At 72.8% G+C, this 5539-nt stretch carries 7 protein-coding genes; 4 read left to right on the forward strand and 3 right to left on the reverse strand.

Annotation, left to right across the window (positions count from 1 at the left end):
* From CCN39_RS17865 to CCN39_RS17875, 3 genes are all read left to right on the forward strand, one after another.
* A partial coding sequence (locus tag CCN39_RS17865) for a phytoene desaturase family protein (RefSeq protein WP_208630261.1) occupies positions 1-571 on the forward strand: 571 nt, incomplete at its 5' end.
* Positions 568-1494 carry a phytoene/squalene synthase family protein gene (locus CCN39_RS17870; RefSeq protein ID WP_086843400.1) on the forward strand — a complete coding sequence of 309 codons (927 nt, stop codon included), beginning with the start codon at positions 568-570 and terminating at the stop codon, positions 1492-1494. The genes CCN39_RS17865 and CCN39_RS17870, both read left to right, overlap by 4 nt.
* On the forward strand, positions 1491-2270 hold the full coding sequence (locus tag CCN39_RS17875; RefSeq protein WP_086843402.1) for an LLM class F420-dependent oxidoreductase: 780 nt from the start codon (positions 1491-1493) through the stop codon (positions 2268-2270). Before CCN39_RS17870 ends, CCN39_RS17875 begins: the two co-directional genes overlap by 4 nt.
* A 3-nt stretch (positions 2271-2273) precedes the next feature.
* On the opposite strand, the gene CCN39_RS17880 is transcribed toward CCN39_RS17875, so the two are convergent.
* The 3 genes from CCN39_RS17880 to CCN39_RS50180 all read right to left on the reverse strand — a co-directional run bounded on the left by CCN39_RS17880 (position 2274) and on the right by CCN39_RS50180 (position 4272).
* Complete coding sequence (locus tag CCN39_RS17880; RefSeq protein WP_086843404.1) at positions 2274-2795, reverse strand: CGNR zinc finger domain-containing protein; 522 nt, start codon at positions 2793-2795, stop codon at positions 2274-2276.
* Between the two features lie 240 nt (positions 2796-3035).
* On the reverse strand, positions 3036-3452 hold the full coding sequence (locus tag CCN39_RS51770; RefSeq protein WP_244210841.1) for a hypothetical protein: 417 nt from the start codon (positions 3450-3452) through the stop codon (positions 3036-3038).
* A gap of 451 nt (positions 3453-3903) precedes the next feature.
* The gene (locus CCN39_RS50180; protein ID WP_158104519.1) at positions 3904-4272 is read right to left on the reverse strand and encodes an Rv2175c family DNA-binding protein; all 369 of its coding nucleotides are present in this window, start codon (positions 4270-4272) and stop codon (positions 3904-3906) included.
* 103 nt (positions 4273-4375) lie between these two features.
* On the opposite strand from CCN39_RS50180, the gene CCN39_RS17890 reads away from it, so the two are divergent.
* The coding region (locus CCN39_RS17890; RefSeq protein ID WP_143264065.1) for a protein kinase domain-containing protein at positions 4376-5539 on the forward strand (1164 nt) is incomplete at its 3' end.

The following is a 5539-nucleotide window of genomic DNA, read 5'->3' on the forward strand; positions in this document are numbered from 1 at the left end:
CCTGCGCTACTCGCCGTCGGCGGTCGTCCTGCACGGGCGGACCACCGAAAAGTGGAACCTCGGGCACCACACGATCTTCTTCGGCAACGCCTGGGAGCGGACGTTCGCCGAGATCATCCGCGAGGGCAAGCTGATGAGCGACCCGTCGCTGCTGGTCACCCGCCCGACGGCGACCGATCCGGGGCTGGCCGGGCGCGGCGGCGAGATCGTCTCGGTGCTCGCGCCCGCGCCGAACCTGCGCCGCGGCCCGATCGACTGGGACCGCGTCCGCGGGCCGTACCGCGAAGAACTGCTGCGGACGCTGGAGGCGCGCGGGCTGACCGGTTTCGGCAGCGAGTTCACGGTCGACGAGACGATCACCCCGGCGGACTGGGCGGCGCGCGGGCTCACCGCCGGGACGCCGTTCTCGCTCGCGCACACGTTCACCCAGACGGGTCCGTTCCGGCCGGCGAACCTGGTCCGCGCGGCGGGCAACGTCGTGCTGGCCGGCTGCGGCACCACCCCCGGCGTCGGCATCCCGCCGGTGCTCATCTCCGGACGACTGGCGGCGGAAAGGATCACCGGCCGGTGAACGAACTCGACGCGGCGGGCATCTCTTCGCCGGACCTGCGGGCCGCGTACACCGAGTGCCGCCGCATCAACGCCCACTACGGACGCACGTTCTTCCTCGCGACCCGGCTGCTCCCGGCCCGGGCCCGGCCCGCCGCGCACACGCTGTACGGGTTCGCGCGGATGGCGGACGAACTGGTCGACAACCCGGCACCGGGCACCGACCCGGCGGCCTCCCTGGACGCTGTCGGCGAGATGGTCGACGTCGTCTTCGAGGGCGGCACCCCGGACGACCCGGTGCTCGTGGCCCTGGCCGACACCGTGCGGCGCTACGACCTCTCGCGTGAGCTGTTCGACAGTTTCCTGAAATCCATGCGAGCGGACCTGAAGCCGGTCGAATACCGGACGTTCGCCGAGCTGGGCGACTACATGTACGGCTCGGCCGCGGTGATCGGGCTGCAGATGCTGCCGGTGTTCGGCACGGTCGGCGCCGTGGCCGACGCCGTCCCGGGCGCGATCGCGCTGGGCGAGGCGTTCCAGCTGACGAACTTCCTGCGCGACGTCGGCGAGGACCTGGACCGGGGACGGCTTTACCTGCCCACTTCGGAACTCGCGGCGTTCGGCGTTTCGCGGGCGTTGCTCGAGGAGCGGCGGCACGATCCGCGGATCCGGGCGGCGCTGGCGTACTTCGTCGCGCGGACGCGGGCGGTGTACCGGCGGGCCGAGGCCGGCGTGGCGTTGCTGCGGCCGGAATCGCGGCCGTGCGTGCGGACGGCGTTGACGCTCTACGAGGGGATCCTCGACGAGATCGTGGCCCTGGACTACGACATCCTGACGCGGCGGGCCGTCGTGCCGAAGTCGCGGAGGCTGGTGGTGGCACTACCACCCTTGGCCACGGTCTGGGCGCGCGAGACGCTCCGCGGCGGTCGTAGGCTGCGATCATGACCGAACGACGCATCCGGATCGGCCTGCAGCTCCAGCCGCAGCACGCCGACTACGACAGCATCCGGCGCACCGCGTCGGCCGCCGAAGACCTCGGGGCCGACATCGTCTTCAACTGGGACCACTTCTACCCGCTCTACGGCGACCCCGACGGCATGCACTTCGAGTGCTGGACCATGCTCGGCGCGTGGGCGGAGTCGACGTCCCGGGTGGAGATCGGCGCGCTCGTCACCTGCAACAGCTACCGCAACCCCGAGCTGCTCGCCGACATGGCCCGCACGGTCGACCACATCTCCGGCGGCCGGCTCATCCTCGGCATCGGCTCCGGCTGGTTCGAGAAGGACTACGACGAGTACGGCTACGAGTTCGGCACCGCGGGCGGCCGGCTCGACGACCTCGCGGAGTCGCTCCCGCGCATCGAGTCGCGCCTGGCCAAGCTGAACCCGGCGCCGACCCGCAAGATCCCGGTCCTGATCGGCGGCGGCGGCGAGAAGAAGACGCTCAAGCTGGTCGCCAAGCACGGCGACATCTGGCACGGCTTCGGCGACCCGGAGGTCGTCGGCCGCAAGGTCAAGATCCTCGACCAGCACTGCGCGGACGTCGGCCGCGACCCGGCCGAGATCGAGCGTTCGTGCGGCGTCCAGGGCGAGCCGGACGAGCTGGGCCCGAAGCTCCTGGAGCTGGGCGTCACGACGTTCACCGTCGGCGTGGGCGGCCCGGACTACGACCTCGACGCGCTGAAGTCCTGGATCGCCTGGCGCGACAAGACCCAGGGCTGAGCTTCACCCGCGCGCCCGGTGCGCGGCGACGCGTTCGCGCGTCGCGCACCGGGGCGAGCAATACCTCCGCGGGCTGCCGCCGCCCGTGTGCGCGAACGGCTTCCCGCACGTCGGTGACGCGCACAACCCGCCTGGCGGCCCCTGGCGCTCGGCCAGCAGGTTCGCCAGCCCCAGGGCCGATGACGTCACCAGCCACGCGCCCCACGGCCCGTCGTCGGCCGCGTCCGCGTGCAGGTGCCAGCCGTAGCCCTCTTCGTGGTCCGTCAGGCGCGGTGGGCCTGCGTACGCAGCGAAGAGCCGGTTGAGCACCGAAGCCGCCGAAGCGACGTCACGGGCCGCGAACACTTCGCGCAGCTCCAGGGCCGCCGTGCGCAGCTCTCCGATGTCCGAGGGGGACAGGGAGACGTCCGGCTCGCCGTGATCGCGCAGGACGCGAACCACCGAAGCCGGGTCGGGAGCCGGAACCAGCAGGACACCCAGCAGGTCGACCGCGCGCTGCACGGAATCCCGGTGCGGAAAAGCCATGTCTCATTGTAACGTCTTGCCGATGATAAGACGTTACCTCGGCGGTGCGACGCTCGCCCGGACCGGTGATGAGCTGTCCGGGCCCGCGTTGTTGCTGCTCGGGATGACCGCGGGTCCGCACGCCGGCGCGGCGTTGCTCGCCGGGCTGACCGCGGCCGCCGCCGCGGGTGGGCCCGTGTTCGGCGCCCTGCTGGACCGCAGCGCGATCCCGGGGCGGCTGCTCGCCCTCGCGCTCGGCGGCTACGCCGGCGGGATTGCCCTGGTCAGCGCCACCTTCGGGCACTTACCGCTCGAAGCCGTCGTCGGGGTGGCGGTGGTCGCCGGGCTGCTCAACCCCGCCATCGCCGGCGGCTGGACCGCGCAGCTGCCCGCCGTCGCCGGGTCCGCGCTGCCGCAGGCCAGCCGCCTCGATGCCATGACGTTCACCGCCGCCGCCCTCGCCGGGCCCGGGCTCGCCGGGCTCCTCGGCGGCTCCGCCGGGCTCGTGGTCGCGGTCGGCCTGGTCGCCGCGGCGATTCCCGTCGCCTGGTTCCTCCCGAAACGGACACCGAAGAAGTCGCGCCTCAAGGACGGCTTCCGGGTTCTGGTCCGCAACGCCCCGCTGCGGCGGGCGACCGTCGCTTCGACGATCTCCTGCATGGGGATCGGCATGGTCACCGTGTGTTATCCCCTGCTGGGCGCGGCGCACCTGCGCGGCCCGGCGGACGGCGCCCTGCTGCTGACCGTCCTCGCGGTGGCGTCACTGCTGGCCAACGCCGTCTTCGCGAAGAAGCCGCTGCCGTGGGCGCCCGACCGGACCGTCTGGCTGAGCACGCTCCTCCTGGCGGCGAGCTGCCTCCTGGCCGCCGGCGGGCACGGCGTCGTCGTCGCGGCCGTCCTGGCCGGATTCGCCGAAGGTCCGCAGCTCACGGCGTTGTTCGCGATCCGTCACCGCGAGGCGCCGGAGCACGTCCGGGCGCAGGTGTTCACGACGGCGGCGAGCGTGAAGATCACCGGGCTGGCCGCGGGCGCGGCACTGGCCGGTCCGCTGGCCGCGTGGTCGCTCCCGGCGTGCCTGCTGACCGCGGCCGCCGTTCAGCTCGCCGCGGCCGCCACCTGTTTCCGCAGGTCAGAACGCCATGGCCTGAGCGCGCCGCTTGACCTCGGTGCCGTGGCTGGTCCGCAGGGCGTTGATGGGCGTGCTCCCGGGCAGCGTGTCGTCCGTGGTGAACAGCCACCGCAGCATCTCGGTCCGGGAGAAGCCCGAGTCGGCGAGCACGGTGATCGTCCCGGTCAATCCCTTGACGACGCCGTCCTTGACGAAGAAATCGCTGGGCACGCACAGTTCACCGCCGCGCTTGAGCGCGATCAGCTGCCCGTCGCGCAGCATCTGCCGGACCTTGTTGGTCGACGTCCCGAGCACGGTCGCCACCTCCGTCAACGGGAGGACCGCGATGGCGGTGTCGAGGATGTCTTCGGCGACAGGAATCCCACTCACAGGTGACACTGTGCCACATTCCGTCCCCTCACCCGCTAGTGCGCACGGGTGACCCGCCAGGTCTCCTCCACGAGGCGTGCGCGGTTCCGTACGATCCATACTCGTGACACGCACCCAACCCAGCCTGGTCGGCACGCTCTTGGAGCGGCGCTACCGGGTGGACCGGCTGCTCGCCCACGGCGGAATGTCTTCCGTCTATCGGGGGACGGACACCCGGCTGGACCGTCCGGTCGCGATCAAGATCATGGACCCGCGCTTCGCCGACGACCGGTCGTTCGTGGACCGGTTCGTGCGCGAGGCGCAGTCCGCGGCGCAGCTGCACCACCCGCACGTCGTGGCGGTGCACGACCAGGGCTTCGACCTGCCGCAGGGTGCGGAGTCGGGACTGGCGTTCCTGGTGATGGAGCTGGTCGACGGCGGGACGCTGCGCGACCTGCTGGACGACGAGGGCCCGCTGGACGTCGCGGTGGCGCTGAGCGTCGCCGAGCCCGTGCTGTCGGCGCTGGCCGCCGCGCACCGGGCCGGGCTGGTGCACCGGGACGTGAAGCCGGAGAACGTGCTGATCGGCCGGGTCGGGCAGCACACCGGCGGGGCGGTGAAGGTCGCGGACTTCGGCCTGGTGCGGGCCGTGGCGAGCGCGGGCACGACCTCCTCGAGCGTCATCCTCGGCACGGTCGCCTACCTCGCCCCCGAGCAGGTCGAGACCGGCGCGGCGTCTTCGCGCGGCGACGTCTACTCGGCCGGGATCCTGCTCTACGAAATGCTGACCGGCCGGGTGCCCTACACCGGGGACACGGCCATCTCGGTGGCCTACCGGCACGTGAACGACGACGTGCCGCCCCCGAGCGAGCTGCGCCCGGACCTGCCGCCGGCGCTCGACGACCTGGTCGTCCGGGCGACGCGGCGGGACCCGCGGCTGCGGCCGGCCGACGCCGGGGAGTTCCTCACCGAGCTGACCGCGGTGCGCGCCCAGCTGGGGCTGCTGCCGGTGACCGTGCCGATCCCGGTGTCCCACGGCCAGGGCGACCTCGCCGACACCGAGCGCACGCTGCCGCGGATCCCGCAGGTGCCGGACACCGAGAAGACGATGCCGGTGCACCGCCCGAACGCGACGCAGGCGCTGAGCCACGCCGCCGGGCCGGCGACCACCCGGGTGCCGCCCGTGCCGCCGGCCCCGCCGCGGCGGCGGAGCCGGCCCGAGCCGGAGAAGCCGCCGCAGGACAACCGCAAGCGGATCCTCGTGATCGCGGCCGCGGTGCTGCTGCTC

This window comes from Amycolatopsis kentuckyensis (genome assembly GCF_002155975.1).
GTDB classification, from domain to species: domain Bacteria; phylum Actinomycetota; class Actinomycetes; order Mycobacteriales; family Pseudonocardiaceae; genus Amycolatopsis; species Amycolatopsis kentuckyensis.

What these genes read in the sequence shown, in the direction of transcription:
- CCN39_RS17875 (WP_086843402.1), top strand. Translation starts at nt 1,491, where the DNA reads ATGACCGAACGACGCATCCGGATCGGCCTGCAGCTCCAGCCGCAGCAC.
- CCN39_RS17880 (WP_086843404.1), bottom strand. Translation starts at nt 2,795, where the DNA reads ATGGCTTTTCCGCACCGGGATTCCGTGCAGCGCGCGGTCGACCTGCTG.